We start from the raw sequence: 14136 nt of genomic DNA, 5'->3' as shown, positions 1-14136 counted from the left end.
GACCGGACAGCTGGCCCGGAAAAGATGTTTGCACGCCCCTTGACGGCTTAATTGTTCCGCCTCAAAAGTATGTGGCGCCAGGACGAGCCGCCGCCCCTGCGAGGGAGTCCCCCGATGACCGTCGTCTCCAACAGTCCGCCGTCCCGCCCACGGGGTGACGGCCGCCTCGCCGCCCTGTTCGTCGCACCGGCGCTCCTGGGCTTCGTGGTCTTCCTCCTCTGGCCGACCCTACGCGGCGTCTATCTGAGCTTCACCAGCTTCAACCTGCTGACTCCCGCGGAGTGGGTGGGCCTGGACAACTACGTGCGGATGGTCCACGACCCCATCTTCTGGGACTCGCTGCGGGTGACCGTCGTCTACGTGGTCGTCAACATCGGGGTGCAGACGGTCTCGGCCCTGGCCATCGCCGTCCTGCTCCAGCGGCTGACGCAGTCCTCGGTGCTGCGCGGGATCGTGCTCACGCCGTACCTGATGTCCAACGTGGTGGCCGGCGTCGTCTGGCTGTGGATCCTGGATACCCAGCTCGGCATCGGCAACGAGATCGTCGCGGGCCTGGGACTCGACCGCATCCCGTTCCTGGCCGACGAGACCTGGGCGGTCCCGGTCATCGCCCTGATCAACGTGTGGCGGCACGTGGGTTACACGGCGCTGCTGCTGTTCGCGGGGCTCCAGGCCATCCCCAACGACATGTACGAGGCGGCGAAGGTGGACGGCGCGAGCGAGTGGCGGATGTTCCGGCGGATCACGATGCCGCTGCTGCGACCGGTCCTTGCCGTCGTCCTGATCATGACGGTGATCGGCTCGTTCCAGGTCTTCGACACCGTCGCCGTGACCACCGCCGGCGGCCCGGCCAACGCCACCAACGTGCTCCAGTACTACATCTACGGCGCCGCCTTCGGCCGCTTCCAGTTCGGCTACGCCTCGGCCATGTCCGTCGCGCTGCTCGTCGTGCTGAGCGCCATCACCTTCGTCCAGTACCGGATCACCCGGGCCGGACAGACCGACCTCGGCTGACCGGGAGGAGACCGAGATGACCGAGACGACCTCCGTGGCCGGCCCGCCCCCGGTGACCCGGACGGCCCCCGCGGCCGGCCCGGCGACGGCACGGCGCGACAAGCGCCGCCTCTCCCCCGGGCGGATCGCGGCCTGGACGGTGATGGCCGCGATCGTGCTCATCACCGTGCTGCCGTTCTACTGGATCCTGCGCACCGCGCTGTCCACCAACACGGGACTGGCCGCGCACCCGGCCGACCCGCTGCCGGTCGACCCGACCACCGGCGGCTTCGAACGGGCCCTGGGCCTGCAGTCCGCCGAAGAGGCGATCGCGCAGGGCGGCGCGGGCGGCGGGCTGAAGTTCTGGCGGTACCTGCTCAACTCGGTACTCGTCTCGACCCTGGTCACCGTCTGCCAGATCCTCTTCTCCGCGATGGCCGCCTACGCCTTCGCCCGGCTGCGCTGGCGGGGCCGGGACGCGGTGTTCGCCCTGTTCCTGGCCGGGCTGATGGTGCCGGCCATCTTCACCCTGCTGCCGAACTTCGTGCTCATCAAGGAACTCGGCCTGGTGGACTCGCTGCTGGGCATCGCCCTGCCGACGATGTTCATGACGCCCTTCGCGGTGTTCTTCCTGCGGCAGTTCTTCATGAACGTCCCCCGGGAGGTCGAGGAGGCGGCCCTGCTGGACGGCGCGGGCAAGGTGCGGATCTTCTTCCGGGTCCTGCTGCCGATGGCGTCGACACCCGTCCTGACGCTGTCCGTACTGACGTACATCACGTCCTGGAACGACTACTTCTGGCCGCTGATGGTCTCCTACAGCGACAGCTCACGCGTGCTGACCGTGGCGCTGGCCGTCTTCCGCGCCCAGAACCCGCAGAGCGGCACCGACTGGTCCGGGCTGATGGCGGCCACGCTCATCGCGGCCCTGCCCATGCTGCTGCTCTTCGGCGCCTTCGCGCGCCGCATCGTCAGCACCATCGGCTTCACCGGCATCAAGTGAGGGGACGGTCATGCGATTTCGTACGGTCGCGGCGCTGACCGGGGCGCTGGCACTGTCCCTGGTGAGCGGCTGCGCGCAGGGCGGCTCCACCGGGGGCTCCGGGAACACGGTCACGTACTGGCTGTGGGACGCCAACCAGCTGCCCGCGTACCAGGCGTGCGCGAAGGACTTCGAGCGGCGCAACCCGGGCCTGGACGTGAAGATCACGCAGATGGGCTGGGACGACTACTGGACCAAGCTCACCGCGAGTCTCATCGCCGGCACCCAGCCGGACGTCTTCACCGACCACGTCCAGAAGTTCGGCCAGTTCGCCGACCTGGAGGTGCTGCAACCGCTGGACGGCCTCGGCATCGAGGACGCCGACTACCAGCCGGGCCTGGCCGCCGGCTGGCTCGGCCGGGACGGTCACCGCTACGGCGCCCCGAAGGACTGGGACACCGTCGCCCTCTTCTACAACGAGGGGATGGCGAAGGACGCCGGACTGAGCGCCGACGAGCTGAACGGGCTCTCCTGGAACCCCGAGGACGGCGGCAGCTTCGAGAAGGCCGTCGCGCACCTGACCGTGGACGAGCGGGGCAGGCGGGGCGACGAACCCGGCTTCGACAAGGACAACGTCAAGGTCTACGGCCTCGCCTCGGGCGGCGGCGGGGACGGCGACGGCCAGACCACCTGGAGCCACTTCGCCGCGTCCGCGGGCTGGACCTACACCGACAAGGAGCGGTGGGGTACCGAGTACCGGTACGACGACGCCACCTTCCAGTCGGTCGTCGACTGGTACTTCGGGCTGGCGGACAAGGGCTACATGGCCCCGCTGAGCGACTACAGCTCCAAGTCCAACCCGGCCAACGCGCAGGTCGCCGCGGGCCGGGCGGCGACGGCCTTCGACGGGGCGTGGATGATCTCGACCTACGCCGGTCTCCAGGACATGGACATCGCCACCGCCGTCAACCCGGCCGGCCCCACCGGCGAGCGGGCCACGATGATGAACGGCCTCGCGGACTCCGTCACCAAGAACGCCCGCAACAAGCCGGGCGCCCTGAAATGGGTGAAGTACCTGGCCTCCGAGGACTGCCAGCGCACCGTGGGCCGGTACGGCATCGTCTTCCCGGCCACGCCGGAGGGCACCGACGCGGCCGTCGCGGCGTACGAGAAGAAGGGCGTCGACGTGTCGGCCTTCACGCGGCCCGTCGACGACCCGGAGGACTTCCTGACCTTCACCTATCCGATCACCGACAACGCCGCAGACGTGCTGGCCCTCATGCAGCCCGCCATGCAGGACGTCTACGGCGGGGGCAAGCCGGTCGGCAGCCTCGACGCGACCAACGACCAGATCAATCTCATCCTCGGCCGGTGACTCGGCCGGTGACTCGACCAGTGAAGGGCATCCCATCCATGACGTTCTCCCTCGGCATCGTCGGTGCCGGCCAGTTCTCCGGCCAGTTCGCCAGGCTGTTCCTGGCCCACCCAGGTGTGCGCGACGTGTACGTCACCGACCTGCTGCCGGAGCGGGCCGAGCGGCTCGCCGCCGCCGAAGGTCTCGCCGGCACCTTTCCCAGCTACGAGGCGATGCTGGAGTCCCCGGCGGTCGACGCCGTCGCGGTCTTCACCCAGCGCTGGACCCACGGCCCGCTGGTCCTCCAGGGCCTGGGCGCGGGCAAGCACGTGTACTCGGCGGTCCCCATGGCGATCAGTACGCAGGAGATCGCGGAGATCATCGACGCGGTCAAGGCGACCGGGCTGACGTACATGATGGGCGAGACCAGCCAGTACAACCCGGCGACCGTGCACGCCCGCAACAAGATCGCCGAGGGGGCCTTCGGACGGCTTTTCTACGCCGAGGGCGACTACGTCCACGACATGGACCTGGGGTTCTACGAGGCGTACCAGTACAGCGGCGGCGAGGAGTGGAAGGCCACCGCCAGCTATCCGCCGCTGCTGTACCCGACGCACTCGGTGGGCGGGGTGCTGGGGGCGTGGGGGACGCACGCGGTGAGCGTCTCGGCCCTCGGTGTGGTGGACGAGCGCGGCGACGGCGTCTTCGACCGGTCGGTCAGCCGGTTCGACAACGACGTGTCCAACGCGACGGCACTGTTCGAGGTGGCCGGCGGCGGGTCGTTCCGCACCAACGAGTTCCGCCGTGTCGGCTACCCCTCGCACATCCGGGAGTCCCGTTTCCGGTTCTTCGGCACGGAGGCGAGCATGGAGCAGCTGGCGACCGTGGCGCTGTGGCAGGACAAGACCGGGGTCGAGGACATCAGCGAGCTGCTGGAGCCCAAGCCGACCATGGCGCCGGACGACCCCTCGCTCCAGCACATCGCGCCGGAGCTGCGGGCCGCCTTCACCTCGGGTTCGGCACCGGTGCACGACCGGGCGCGGCTGCCCCGGGCCTTCGACCACCTGCACAACGGGCACGAGGGAAGCCACCACTTCCTGGTGGACGACTTCGTGACCGCCGTGAACTCCCGGACACTGCCGTCCGTGAACGCGTGGGTCGCCGCCCGCTACACCCTGCCGGGCATCGTCGCGCACGAGTCCGCGCGGCAGGGCGGGGTCAGGCTGGAGATCCCGGACTTCGGGGACGCGCCGCGGCCGTGAGGCCGCCACGCGAGCCGGGTGCCCGCCGGTCTCAGGTGCCCGGCTTGCGGCCGTACACGTAGACGTCGTCGTTCTTCTTCAGCAGCGACCAGTACTTCTTGGCGTCGGTCTTCGTCATGTTGACGCAGCCGTGCGAGCCGGGCGGGCTCCACACGCTGACGCCGACGGAGTGGAAGGCCTGGCCGCCGTCGAAGAACTGGCTGTAGGGCATCGGCACGTCGTAGATGGTCGAGTGGTGGTTGAGGTTGCGCCAGTAGACCTTCTTCAGGCCGGTACGGGTCTCGTAGCCGTTGCGGCCGGTGCGGACCGGCACCGGGCCGTAGACCAGCTTCTTGCCGTCCTGGATCCAGCTGAGCTGGAGGGTGAGGTCGACGCAGGCGATACGACCCTTGTTGACCGGGCATTTGCCAGATTTGTTCGGGTTCTTGCCGACGGCCTTCTGCTTCGTCATCAGGTCCATCACGCCCCACGTGATGGGTCCCGCATAGCCGGCGTTCGGCGTGATGCCGTGCTTGGTCTGGAAGGCGCGGATGGCCTTGCAGTCGGCGGTGGACTGCTTGCCGTCGGCCGGACGGCCGAGGAACTTCTCCACCTTCTTCTGGTACGGGCCCGTCGTCGCGGTGCAGCTCGCGGCCTGGGCCGGCGCGGCCGTGAGCACGAGCGTGAGCGGTGCCACCAGTGCGGTGACCCCGAGTGCGACGACTGCTCGTCTGCGTATGTCCCCCATGGCCGGCCTTTCGCGAAGCGGTGAGGTGGTGGGAGGTCGCCGTGGTGCGTCCCCCTGCCTGATAGACAGCCGCCGGGCGGATTCGGTTGCCCTGCCGCGCCCACTCGCCACGAAAGCGTGACGAACGCCATCGGGTTTCCGCCATCCCTCAGTCCGTCCCGCCCCACGCCCGCATGGCCTGCCGGAACCCCGTGTTGACGGCGGTCAGACCGCCGTCGACCGCCAGCGTGGTGCCGGTGATCCACGACGCGTCGCGCGAGGCCAGGAAGGCGACGGCCGCCGCGACGTCCTCCGGCTCGCCGACCCGGCCCAGCGGGTACAGGTCCCGTACCGCCGCCAGTTCCTCGTCCCGGCCCTCCCAGGCCGTGGTGCGCACCGTGCCCGGCGTCACGAGGTTGACGCGGACGCCGCGCGCGGCGGCGTGTCCGGCGAGGGTGCGGGTCAGCGAGCCGAGGCCGGCCTTGGCGGCGCTGTAGGCGTGGTTGCCGAAGTCCTGGACGCCGTTGACCGAGCCGACGCTCACGATCGCGCCCCGTCCGGTGGCGGCCAGGTGGGGCAGCGCGGCGCGGCAGCAGCGGTAGGCGCCGGTGAGGGTCACGTCGAGGTCGCGGGCCCAGACCTCGTCGGGTTCGTCCTCGAAGAGCGGGGCGTCGGGGGTGCAGGCGTAGGCGTTGTTGACCAGTACGTCGAGGGCGCCGAAGGTGTCCACTGCGTGCGCGACGGCCGCTTCGACGGACGCCCGGTCGCCGACGTCGCAGGCGAACGCCTCGGCGGTCAGTCCCTGCTCGGTCAGCGCGTCCGCCGTGCGCCGGGCCGCGGGCAGGTCGATGTCGGTCAGCAGCACCTTCGCCCCCTCGGTGGCCAGCCGGCGTGCGGTGGCCGCGCCGATGCCCCGGGCCGCGCCGGTGACGAGTACTCCGTGGTCCGTGAAACGCCTGATGTCCGTCATGGGCCCGACCGTAGTGCCGGGGCGATCACCGGGCGGCTACGGTGCCGCCATGTCCGCATTTCTGCAGCAACTCCCCGCGCTCCTGGGTGTCGTGATCGGCGCGCTCGGTTCGTATCTCGCCGTGGTCCGCAGTGACCGGGCCCGGCTGCGGCGGGAGACCGAGGCCCGCTGGGAGGAGCGCAGGCTGGCGGTGTACGCCGACTACGCGCGGGTCCTGAAGACCTCGGTCACGCTGGCCTACCGGATAGCCGCCCACCTCGGCAACGACCCGCACCCGCACCCCCTCGACCCGCGCGATGCCGCCGCCGCGCAGGCAGAGGCGGCGGTGTCGCGGGATCCCGCCGGGGAGGCGCTGCTGCTGCTGGGCAGCAGGCAGGTGGTGGAGAAGGCGCGGGTGTGGGTCGTAGCGGTGCTCGACATGGAGCGTTTCCTGCGTGAGGAGACGCGTGACCCCGCCGCCTGGCAGGCCCTCCTGGAGCGGCACCGGGCCGCGCGGGAGGACTACTACGCGGCGGTGCGCGAGGATCTGGCCCTGCCGCCGGGGCACGGCGCCCGGTGGGCGCTGCCGCCCGTCAGCGATACCCGGTGACGTCGGCAGGACGGCCGGCGTCCTGGACCTCGACGAGGTAGCGCCAGGCGTCCGGGCGACTGCCGTCGAGGTCGGTGAAGCCGTACTCCTGGGCGAGCCCCCCGCTGGAGAAGGAGCGGCCGTTGAACCGCGCCACGTCCGGGTCGGCGGCCAGCGCGGCCACGGCCCTGCCCACGTAGCGGGGCGTCTCCGAGATGGCGAAGTGCGGGACGCGGTCGAGGGCGTCGCGCCAGTTGTCCTCGCGTACGCCGTAGTGGTCGAGCATGATCTCGGAGCGCAGCCAGCCCGGGGTCAGTGCCACGGCGGTGGCGCCGCGCGGTCCGAGTTCGTGGCCGAGGGCGAAGGCCATGCGCACGACGGACGTCTTGGCCAGGTCGTAGAAGAAGGAGTTGCGGTAGTGGTCGCGGTTGTAGTCGTCGGTTCCGTCGGTGACCTCGACGACCAGTCCGCCCGACCCGCGCAGCAGCAGCGGCAGCGCGTGGTGGCTGGTGACGGCGTGCGTCTCGACCGCGAGGCGCAGCAGCCGCAGCCCCTTGTCGAGGTCGTGCTCCCAAACGGGCCTGTCCCACTCGAAGAGGTTCTCGCCGCCCCAGATGTCGTTGACCAGGATGTCCAGGCGGGCCTGCTCGCGGGCGATGCGGTCGACGAGCCGGGCGACCTGCTCCGGTTCGAGGTGGTCGGCGGGGACCGCGATGCCGTGCCCGCCGGCCTCGGTGACCAGGTCGGCGGTGTCCTCGATGGTCTCGGGGCGGTCGTACTCCGAGCGCCGGGCGCGGGTGCTGCGGCCGGTGACGTAGACGGTGGCGCCGGCCGCGCCCAGTTCGACGGCGATGCCGCGTCCGGCGCCCCGGGTGGCTCCCGCAACGAGTGCGACCCTGCCCGTCAGCGGCCTTTTCGGTTCCTGTGCCATGTCCGGCTTCCCGTTCCTCTCCCGCACGAATGCTGTCGGGTCCGAGGGTGCCCGGGAAGCCGGACATCTTCTGTCACCTTTTCCGCGTGTCCCGCAGGGGGTCAGTGCCCCCGGTCGATCCACTCCTTCAGGTGCGGGGCCTCGGCGCCGACGGTGGTCGCGTCGCCGTGTCCGGTGCGGACCTCGGTCTCCGGCGGGAGCACCAGCAGCCGGTCGCGGATCGAGTCGATGATGGTCGGGAAGTCGGAGTAGGACCGGCCGGTGGCGCCGGGGCCGCCCTGGAAGAGGGTGTCGCCGGTGAAGACGGTGCCGAGGCCCGGGTCGTAGAGGCAGACCGCGCCGGGGGCGTGCCCGGGGGTGTGCAGGACGGTCAGGTCGGCGCCGGCCGCCTCGATGACCTGGCCGTCGGTCAGCCAGGCGTCGGGGTCCCGGTCGGGGTGGGTCTGCCGCCACAGCGGCAGGTCGTCGCGGTGCAGCCAGATGGTGGCGCCGGTGCGGTCGGACAGGGCGGGCGCCGCGCCCACGTGGTCGTTGTGGCCGTGCGTGCAGACGATGGCGGTCAGGCGCCGGTCGCCGACCGCCTCGGCGATCGCGTCGGCGTCGTGGGCGGCGTCGATGACGACCACCTCGTGGTCGTCGCCGACCAGCCAGACGTTGTTGTCGACGTCCCAGGTACCGCCGTCGAGCTTGAACTGGCCGGAGGTGACGAGGCGTTCGATGCGCGCGGTCATCAGAGCACCACCACCGAGCGGAGCACGTCACCGGCGTGCATCCGGTCGAAGGCCTGCTCGACCTCGTCCAGCCGGATGGTCTCGGTGACGAACTTGTCCAGCGCCAGGCGGCCCTGGAGGTGCAGGTCGATGAGCATCGGGAAGTCCCGGGAGGGCAGGCAGTCGCCGTACCAGGAGGACTTCAGCGAACCGCCGCGCCCGAAGACGTCCAGCAGCGGCAGTTCCAGCTTCATCTCGGGCGTCGGCACGCCGACCAGGACGACGGTGCCGGCCAGGTCGCGGGCGTAGAAGGCCTGCCGGTAGGTCTCGGGACGGCCGACCGCCTCGATGACGACGTCGGCGCCGAAGCCGCCGGTCAGTTCGCGGACGGCCTCGACGGGGTCGGTCTCGCGGGAGTTGACGGTGTGGGTGGCGCCCATGGAGCGGGCGGTCTCCAGCTTGCGCTCGTCGATGTCCACGGCGATCACCTTCGCGGCCCCCGCCAGGTGGGAGCCGGCGATGGCCGCGTCGCCGACGCCGCCGCAGCCGATGACGGCGACGGTGTCACCGCGCCCGACGTTGCCGGTGTTGATGGCGGCGCCGATGCCGGCCATCACCCCGCAGCCCAGCAGACCCGCCACCTGTGCGGAGACGGCCGGGTCGACCTTGGTGCACTGCCCGGCGGCGACCAGGGTCTTCTCGGCGAAGGCGCCGATGCCGAGGGCCGGGGACAGCTCCTGCCCGGTCGAGGCGAGGGTCATCTTCTGTTCGGCGTTGTGGGTGTCGAAGCAGTACCAGGGGCGACCGCGCAGACAGGCCCGGCAGGTGCCGCACACGGCACGCCAGTTGAGGATCACGAAGTCGCCGGGGGCCACGTCGGTGACGTCCGCGCCGACCGACTCCACGACACCGGCGGCCTCGTGGCCGAGCAGGAAGGGGTAGTCGTCGCTGATGCCGCCCTGCTTGTAGTGTAGGTCGGTGTGGCACACCCCGCAGGCCTGGACCTTGACCACGGCCTCGCCGGGGCCGGGATCGGGCACGACGATCGTCTCGATCCGGACCGGCTCGTCCTTGCCCGGTGCGATCACGCCGCGTACTTCCTGCGCCATGCTTGTGACCCTTTCCTCGGCCGTTCAGCGTTCCTCCCGACCCTACGCGCAACAGATCGGTGAGGGGCGCTTCGGCGCCCTGCGGGGTCCACGTAGCCTGAGGCGTCGTCCGCCTGCCGAAGGAGTCCCGTGAGCGCCGCCGATCCGGAAGCCGGTCCGCCCGCCTGGCGGCTTCTCCTGTCGTACGTACGGCCGCATCGGCGCGCCCTGTTCGCGGGCGCCCTGCTCTCGCTGGTCACCGGCGGCACGGGGCTGCTGCTGCCCCTGGTGGCGCGGGAGCTGATCGACGACCTGGCCCACGACCGGGCCATCACCGGTGCGCTGCTGGCCATGTCGGGGCTCGTGGTCGCCAACGCGGCGCTCGGGGCGCTCGGTTCGTACGTGCTGCGGCGCACCGCCGAGTCGGTGGTGCTCGGGGCGCGGCGCACACTGTCGTCGTATCTGCTGCGGCTGCGCGTCTCGGCGGTGGACCGCACCGAGCCCGGCGACCTGATGGCCCGGATCACCTCCGACACCACCCTGCTGCGCGAGGTCACCACCGACTCCCTGATCGGCGTGGGCACCGGCGGGCTCACACTGGTGGCGACGCTGGTGATGATGGGCGTCGTCGACCCGGTGCTCCTCGGGGTCACGCTGGCCGTGGTCGTCGGGGCCGGACTGGTACTGGGCCTGATCGTGCCGCGCATCAACCGGGCGAGCCGCCAGGCGCAGGACGCGGTCGGGGTGATGGGCGCCGCGCTGGATCGGATCCTGGGGGCGCTGCGCACGGTGAAGGCGTCCGGCGCCGAGCCCCGGGAGGAGCGTGCGCTGCACGAGGCCGCCGAGGAGTCGTGGCGGCAGAGCGTGCGGGCGGCCAAGTGGTCGGCCGCCGCGGGCAACACGGCGGGGCTGGCGATGCAGATCGCGTTCATCACGGTGCTCGCGGTGGGCGGGGCGCGGGTGGCGACGGGCGCGATCGACATCGGCACGCTGGTGGCGTTCCTGCTGTTCGTCTTCTACTTGATGTCACCGATACAGGAGGTCGTCGGCGCGATCACGCAGTACCAGACGGGCCGGGCGGCGCTCGCCCGGATCCACGAGGCGATGCGGCTGCCCGCCGAGCCGGCGCTCCACCCCGCTCCGCTGCCCTCGCCGGGCGCGGAACCGGCGTCCGTCTCCTTCCGCGACGTCCGCTTCCGGTACGCCGACGATCTGCCGTACGTCCACCACGGGGTGACCTTCGACGTGCCGGGCCGCGGGCTGACGGCGTTCGTCGGCCCGTCGGGGGCGGGGAAGACCACCGTGTTCTCGCTGATCGAGCGGTTCTACGACCCGGGTTCCGGGGAGATCACGCTGGACGGCCGGAGTCTGGCGGAGTGGGAACTGGCCTCGCTGCGCGCCTCGATCGGCTACGTGGAGCAGGACGCCCCGGTGCTGTCCGGTTCGCTGCGGGACAACCTGCTGCTGGGCAGTCCCGAGGCGGACGAGGACGCCGTCCGTACGGTCCTCAGGACCACCCGCCTCGACGCTCTGGTCGCCCGGCTGCCGAACGGTCTGGAGACGCTGGTGGGTCACCGCGGCACCAAGCTGTCCGGAGGGGAGCGACAGAGGGTGGCGATCGCCCGCGCGCTGCTGCGCCGCCCCCGGCTGCTGCTGCTCGACGAGGCCACCTCGCAGCTGGACGCGGTGAACGAGGCGGCGCTGCGCGACACGGTGGCCGAGGTGGCGCGGACGACGACGGTGCTGGTCGTCGCCCACCGGCTGTCCACGGTGACGACGGCCGACCGGATCGTGGTGATGGACGCGGGGCGGGTCCGCGCGGTCGGCACGCACCGGGAACTGGTCACCGCGGATCCGCTGTACGCGGAGCTGGCGGCGACCCAGTTCCTGGCGGCCGGCGGCTGAGCGCGCCGGCCTCGGAGGGGGTCAGCCCAGGGCGGGGACGGCACCGAACAGCGGCGACACCAGGTCGGTGACCTGCTGGAGCTGGTCGAGGTCGTTGAGCCGGTTCAGCTGCTGGGAGGGGAGCGGCACCTGGGCACGGTCCTCGGCGGGCATGTCGCCCACCGCGAGCGAGTCGAGGGTGTTGGTCACGCTGAGCTTCTCGGTGCCCAGCGGGCTGCCGCCTGCCGCGCTCGCCATCGGGGCGGCGAGAGCGGTGACACCGGCGGCGAGCCCGACAACGGCGACGATACGTCGTGTGGAGATCATGCCGTGCGCAACGCCGACGGGCCGCGGGCGGACACGGGCGGCCCACTCCGCTCACTCGTGAGGAGCAGTGGTCCGGCCGCGATTGCCCCGGGAGCCCGGACGGAGGAAGCTCGGAGGTGAGGGCCACGACGGCCCGTTCTCCCTTCGGGCCCGGTCCCTCCGAGGAGGTCGTCATGGGTACCACCGCAGGCCGGGGCTTCGACGCGGAAGCGCTGCGCCGGGGCATCGAAGGAGACTCGGCGGCACCGCTCGTGTCGCTGTACGCGCGGGACGCCCGGGTCCGCATCGTCGACCGGTACGACCAGCCGAGCCGTCCCAAGGTGCTGCACGGCCGGCAGGAGATCGCCGAGATGCTCGACGACGTCTACAGCCGGGACATGACCCACCGGATGGAACGCTGTGTCGTCCAGGGTGACAACGTCGCGTTCACCGAGGAGTGCACGTATCCGGACGGTGTGCGGGTCCTCGCCGAGTCGATGCTGTCGTTGCGGGACGGGGAGATCGTGGAGCAGACCACCGTCCAGGCCTGGGACGAGTAGCCCGGGGCACCGCGGGTCAGCGGGTCCAGGCGCGGTACTCCATGACGTCGCCGGCCCGCACGCCGTACTCGGGCTGGTCCGCGGTGAAGGTGGTCTCCAGGCCGAGGACGGCGCCGGTGGCCGGGGCCACGATCAGCATGCGGCGCACGCCGGTCCCCTCGTACACGTAGGCGTGGCCGGGCCGGCCGAGGCGGTCGGTGACCCGTCCGGCCGGACGCAGTTCTGCTTCGTCCGCCAGGAGCCGGGTGAGCGCCGCCGACTCGCGGGCGCCCAGGGTCCAGTGGTCCAGCAGAAGCGCGATGGCGTCGAGCAGCTCAGGGGTGTCGAGGGTCTCGCTGTGCTGTGCCTCCTCCAGGTACGCGCGCAGGCGTGCGGCGTCGTGCGGCGGCGGCGACTCGGGCGGGGCGTCGCTCCAGCTCGGCGGGTGGGTCCGGCGGCTGATCACGTGGCCGTCCTCGACCAGGCGGGGCGTGCCGTCCTCGTCCTCGCCGAGGACCGGGCGTCCCGGGTGGCGCGGGTCGGTCGCCACGACCAGCTCGGTGTGACGGCCGTCGGCCGTCCAGCGCACGACGCGCTCCTCGGGGAGCGTGACCGGGGGTGCGTCGTCGGACATGCCCAGGCTCCAGGACCGCACGTGCGTGCCCTTGCGCAGTGCGGGTCCGCCGTCCGCCGCGGCCCGTTCGGCACGCTCGGCGAGCCGGTCCAGCGGCAGGGGCCTGGCGTCGGCGAGCACGGCCAGCGGGCGGGGCGCGGCGACGGCGGGCGCGGTGCCGGGGCCGCCGAGCAGCAGCGCAGACACGGTCACGGCGACGACGGCGCCGGCGGCCAGGGCCCAGGCCACGCGGACGCGGCGCCGGGCGGGCCGCGCGCACCACCGGGACGGCCGGTCCGGGGCAGCCGGCCCGTGCAGCAGCCCTTCGAGGTGGCGTTCGGCGCGGGGGCCGAGAGGGCCGTCGCCGAGGTGCGGGGTGTCGGCGGGGACCGGGTTGGCCCGGCACAGGAGGTCGAGTTCGTCAGCCATGGCCGTGTTCCTTCGCGGGGATGGCGTCGGCGGTGGTCGCCGGGTGCGGGGGCCGCCGTGCGGCGTGCGGGACGGCCGTGGAGGGCCGGCCCATGCGGTCGATCTCCGTTCTCAGCCGGGCGCGGGCGCGGTGCAGCCGCATCGACGCGGCCCGGCTGCCGCAGCCGAGGGCGACGGCCAGTTCGTCCACGCCGAGCTCCTCCCAGGCGGTCAGCCGCAGCACCTCCTGGTCCTTCTCGGAGAGCCTGGCCAGCGCCTCGTGCACCCAGCCGCCGGGCGATTCGGCCTCGGGTCCGGAGGTGAGGTGCCGGCCGTGCGCGGCGTCGTCGTTGCCGATCCGGTCGAGGAGCCGGCGTCGGCGGCCGCGGCCGCGCACCGCGTTGGCCAGGCAGTTGCGTGCCACCCCGTACAGCCAGGGCAGCGGGGTGTGCGGCAGCTCGGCGCGGCGGCGCCAGGCCACCGTGAACACCTCCGCCACCACTTCCTCGACCTCGCCGGTGCGCCCGTCCAGCCGTCGCGCCACATAGCGGCTGACCGCCCAGTAGTGCTCGCGGTAGGCAGCGGCGAAGATCTCGTCGTTGCTCATGTCGTGTTCGTGTCCGGCACCCTCGTGATCGTCACAGGTGGTTTCGTGACGCTCGTCTCGTCGTACGAGTGTGACGTCCCCGCGGGGCTCGGACACAGGCGGGGCGTGAGGAACCTCAAGAGCATCAAGTGGCTGACGACCACTGACCACAAGACGATCGGCACGCTGTATCTGGTGACGTCGTTCGCGTTCTTCTGCATCGGCGGCGTGATGGCGCT

General features: G+C 71.8%; 15 protein-coding genes and 1 pseudogene. 8 read left to right on the top strand and 8 right to left on the bottom strand.

What is annotated here, in order from left to right:
• Window positions 1–114: 114 nt before the first annotated feature.
• Genes ACGF3J_RS22570 through ACGF3J_RS22555 form a run of 4 tightly spaced genes read left to right on the top strand, consistent with a single transcriptional unit; the run spans window position 115 to window position 4588 of the window.
• Entirely contained in the window at window positions 115–1014 is a 900-nt protein-coding gene (locus ACGF3J_RS22570) for a carbohydrate ABC transporter permease (RefSeq protein WP_161329512.1), read from the top strand.
• A gap of 16 nt (window positions 1015–1030) precedes the next feature.
• Window positions 1031–1993, top strand: a complete 963-nt coding sequence (locus ACGF3J_RS22565) for a carbohydrate ABC transporter permease (RefSeq protein WP_393854535.1) — start codon at window positions 1031–1033, stop codon at window positions 1991–1993.
• A 10-nt stretch (window positions 1994–2003) separates the two neighbouring features.
• On the top strand, window positions 2004–3347 hold the full coding sequence (locus ACGF3J_RS22560; RefSeq protein ID WP_161329513.1) for an ABC transporter substrate-binding protein: 1344 nt from the start codon (window positions 2004–2006) through the stop codon (window positions 3345–3347).
• Between the two features lie 38 nt (window positions 3348–3385).
• Window positions 3386–4588, top strand: a complete 1203-nt coding sequence (locus tag ACGF3J_RS22555) for a Gfo/Idh/MocA family protein (protein WP_161329514.1) — start codon at window positions 3386–3388, stop codon at window positions 4586–4588.
• A 31-nt stretch (window positions 4589–4619) separates the two neighbouring features.
• On the opposite strand, the gene ACGF3J_RS22550 is transcribed toward ACGF3J_RS22555, so the two are convergent.
• Both ACGF3J_RS22550 and ACGF3J_RS22545 read right to left on the bottom strand, forming a co-directional pair.
• Window positions 4620–5315 (bottom strand): L,D-transpeptidase family protein, encoded by a 696-nt coding sequence (locus ACGF3J_RS22550; RefSeq protein WP_161329515.1) that lies wholly within the window; start codon window positions 5313–5315, stop codon window positions 4620–4622.
• A gap of 148 nt (window positions 5316–5463) precedes the next feature.
• Window positions 5464–6264: an SDR family NAD(P)-dependent oxidoreductase gene (locus tag ACGF3J_RS22545; protein WP_161329516.1), complete on the bottom strand. Its 801-nt coding sequence runs from the start codon at window positions 6262–6264 to the stop codon at window positions 5464–5466.
• 49 nt (window positions 6265–6313) lie between these two features.
• Here ACGF3J_RS22545 and ACGF3J_RS22540 point away from each other — a divergent pair, with 49 nt between their 5' ends.
• Complete coding sequence (locus ACGF3J_RS22540; protein ID WP_393854534.1) at window positions 6314–6853, top strand: hypothetical protein; 540 nt, start codon at window positions 6314–6316, stop codon at window positions 6851–6853.
• On the opposite strand, the gene ACGF3J_RS22535 is transcribed toward ACGF3J_RS22540, so the two are convergent.
• The 3 genes from ACGF3J_RS22535 to ACGF3J_RS22525 form a co-directional block, all read right to left on the bottom strand.
• Window positions 6837–7763: an SDR family oxidoreductase gene (locus ACGF3J_RS22535; RefSeq protein ID WP_393854533.1), complete on the bottom strand. Its 927-nt coding sequence runs from the start codon at window positions 7761–7763 to the stop codon at window positions 6837–6839. The genes ACGF3J_RS22540 and ACGF3J_RS22535 overlap by 17 nt on opposite strands.
• Window positions 7764–7864: 101 nt before the next feature.
• Window positions 7865–8494 (bottom strand): MBL fold metallo-hydrolase, encoded by a 630-nt coding sequence (locus tag ACGF3J_RS22530; protein WP_393854532.1) that lies wholly within the window; start codon window positions 8492–8494, stop codon window positions 7865–7867.
• Window positions 8494–9582, bottom strand: coding sequence for an S-(hydroxymethyl)mycothiol dehydrogenase (locus ACGF3J_RS22525; RefSeq protein WP_393854531.1), 1089 nt, complete (start codon window positions 9580–9582; stop codon window positions 8494–8496). The genes ACGF3J_RS22530 and ACGF3J_RS22525 overlap by 1 nt, the downstream gene beginning before the upstream one ends.
• A gap of 129 nt (window positions 9583–9711) precedes the next feature.
• On the opposite strand from ACGF3J_RS22525, the gene ACGF3J_RS22520 reads away from it, so the two are divergent.
• Window positions 9712–11466 (top strand): ABC transporter ATP-binding protein, encoded by a 1755-nt coding sequence (locus ACGF3J_RS22520; protein WP_393854530.1) that lies wholly within the window; start codon window positions 9712–9714, stop codon window positions 11464–11466.
• A 21-nt stretch (window positions 11467–11487) separates the two neighbouring features.
• Here the strand turns inward: ACGF3J_RS22520 and ACGF3J_RS22515 are convergent, their stop codons facing one another.
• Window positions 11488–11772, bottom strand: coding sequence for a hypothetical protein (locus ACGF3J_RS22515; protein ID WP_365641315.1), 285 nt, complete (start codon window positions 11770–11772; stop codon window positions 11488–11490).
• Between the two features lie 173 nt (window positions 11773–11945).
• Between ACGF3J_RS22515 and ACGF3J_RS22510 the strand changes: the two genes are divergently transcribed.
• On the top strand, window positions 11946–12311 hold the full coding sequence (locus ACGF3J_RS22510) for a nuclear transport factor 2 family protein (RefSeq protein WP_161325938.1): 366 nt from the start codon (window positions 11946–11948) through the stop codon (window positions 12309–12311).
• Window positions 12312–12327: 16 nt separating this feature from the next.
• Here the strand turns inward: ACGF3J_RS22510 and ACGF3J_RS22505 are convergent, their stop codons facing one another.
• On the bottom strand, window positions 12328–13332 hold the full coding sequence (locus tag ACGF3J_RS22505; protein ID WP_393854529.1) for a CU044_5270 family protein: 1005 nt from the start codon (window positions 13330–13332) through the stop codon (window positions 12328–12330).
• Complete coding sequence (locus tag ACGF3J_RS22500; protein WP_393854528.1) at window positions 13325–13918, bottom strand: RNA polymerase sigma factor; 594 nt, start codon at window positions 13916–13918, stop codon at window positions 13325–13327. The genes ACGF3J_RS22505 and ACGF3J_RS22500 overlap by 8 nt, the downstream gene beginning before the upstream one ends.
• A gap of 9 nt (window positions 13919–13927) precedes the next feature.
• Here ACGF3J_RS22500 and ACGF3J_RS22495 point away from each other — a divergent pair.
• Window positions 13928–14136, top strand: a pseudogene (locus tag ACGF3J_RS22495) (cytochrome ubiquinol oxidase subunit I); the annotation flags it as partial.

It is taken from the genome of Streptomyces sp. NPDC048171 (assembly GCF_043202655.1).
GTDB lineage: Bacteria > Actinomycetota > Actinomycetes > Streptomycetales > Streptomycetaceae > Streptomyces.
This window is presented reverse-complemented; position numbering and strand designations above follow the sequence as displayed.